2 protein-coding genes and 1 pseudogene are annotated in these 1647 nt (G+C 75.8%); 1 reads left to right on the top strand and 2 read right to left on the bottom strand.

The window, feature by feature from the left end:
* A pseudogene (locus D8M29_RS12050) lies at positions 1 to 358 on the bottom strand (ATPase); the annotation flags it as partial.
* Positions 359 to 360: 2 nt separating this feature from the next.
* Positions 361 to 1008, bottom strand: a complete 648-nt coding sequence (locus D8M29_RS12045; protein ID WP_002854857.1) for an SAF domain-containing protein — start codon at positions 1006 to 1008, stop codon at positions 361 to 363.
* Positions 1009 to 1233: 225 nt separating this feature from the next.
* Here D8M29_RS12045 and D8M29_RS12040 point away from each other — a divergent pair, with 225 nt between their 5' ends.
* The gene (locus D8M29_RS12040; RefSeq protein WP_002854861.1) at positions 1234 to 1458 is read left to right on the top strand and encodes a helix-turn-helix domain-containing protein; all 225 of its coding nucleotides are present in this window, start codon (positions 1234 to 1236) and stop codon (positions 1456 to 1458) included.
* Positions 1459 to 1647: the final 189 nt, after the last annotated feature.

The following is a 1647-nucleotide window of genomic DNA, read 5'->3' as shown; positions in this document are numbered from 1 at the left end:
CCTCCGCGGCCGCGCTCGCGGACTCCACGACGACGGCGGCGATCTGCTCGGGGTCGGCGTCGGCGCGCACGCAGGGCACCCCCATGCCGCGGAGGCGACGACGCTCGGCACGGACCTCGCTGAGCGCCGCCACGCCCACGGGTCGGGGCAGCCGGGCCGTCTCCTCCAGGAAGGCGGCGGTGAGGGACTCGGTGTCCCCGGCTACGAGGACCGCGTCCACGAGACCGGAGCGGGCGATCGCGAGCAGCTCGGCGAGGTCTTCGGCCCGGCGGAGGACCGTGATGTCCGTCTGGTGCCGCTCGAGCGGGCCGATGTGGTCCAGGCCCGGCTGGACGGTGGTGGCCAGGGCGATGCGCACGGTCAGCGCACCCCGTGGGCCGGCACGAGGGTGACCCGCGCGTCCTTGACCTTCGCGTCCACGATGCGCGGCAGGGTCTCTTCCGGTGCCAGCAGCTGCACCCGGGTGGTGCCCGAGCCGCCGAAGCCACTCTGCTCCGCCGTGACCTCGGAGATCTCGAGCGCCTCGGCCAGCCGGGCCGGGTCCGCATGGCCGCGGCCTCCCTCCGCGGGCATGGCCACCCAGACGTCCACGCGGTCCCCCACGCCCACGCCGGACGGCAGCGGCTCGTCCAGGGCCACCCCGACGGGACGACGGCCGTCCGGGTCCGCGTCCACCAGTGCCGCCGCAGGCAGCAGCTCGCCGGCCCGGACCGTCCCGGAGACCATCCGCCCCTCGGGCGCCGGAGCATCGGCGCTGAGGTACCGCTCGCCGGCCTCGCTGAGGTTCACCTCCACGGGCCGCAGGTCCCCGGCCGCGATGGGCGTGCCCGGGGGCAGGTCCTCCGCGGCCGTCCAGTACGCGGCGGTCCGCTGGGAGGAGGCGACCAAGGCCACGACGCCGGCGATCGAGGCGAGGACGAGCACGAGACCGACGAGGAGCCGGGGATCCCGCCAGCGGGGCCGGCGCAGACGGCCGCCCTCGGCGGACGCGGACATGGTCGTGGACACCGGATGTTCCCCCCTTCGGACCGGCCTCTCGGGCCGCCGCGGCCCCGGCACCCCGTCGGTGTCGGCCCCTCCGCGCTGCGCCCAGGGTAACCGCCGCGGCCGTGGATCGCCGGATCCGCCACGTACGCTGTGGAAAAGTGTCGCCTCCGGGTGTTCCCGGGGTTGAATGGGTCGACGTCGTGGGCCGACCGCGACCGTCCTGGACGCCTCGACCGAAGGAGCACCGTGCAGCGCTTTCTCACCCTGACCGATGTCGCGGAGACCCTGAACATCTCCGGTCAGGCCGCCCGCGCCCTGGTGCGCTCGGGTGAGCTGCAGGCCATCCAGGTCGGGGGCCGCGGCCAGTGGCGCATCGAGGTGTCCTGGCTCGAGGACTACGTGGAGCGTCAGAAGGAAGTGACGCGCGCCCGCGTCCGGGAGTGGACCGAGGCGGACGCGAAGGCCCGCTGAGCCCACACGGTCTTCTCACGCGGGACGCAGTGCGGTCCGGACCGTCCCCAGCGCCCCGAACGGGATGACGAGCCGCCCGCGGACGGCCGCGGCCCGCCGGGCCTCGTCCCGCGGGTGGCGGGCGATGTCGAGGTGGTCGCCGCCGACCCGGTCCACGGTGCCCTCCGCCAGTGCCGCGCCGAGGCGCCC

This window comes from Micrococcus sp. HSID17227 (genome assembly GCF_003989405.1).
Classification (GTDB): Bacteria; Actinomycetota; Actinomycetes; order Actinomycetales; family Micrococcaceae; genus Micrococcus; species Micrococcus luteus.
The sequence above is the reverse complement of the archived record's forward strand: the minus strand, read 5'-3'. Positions and strand labels throughout refer to the sequence as shown.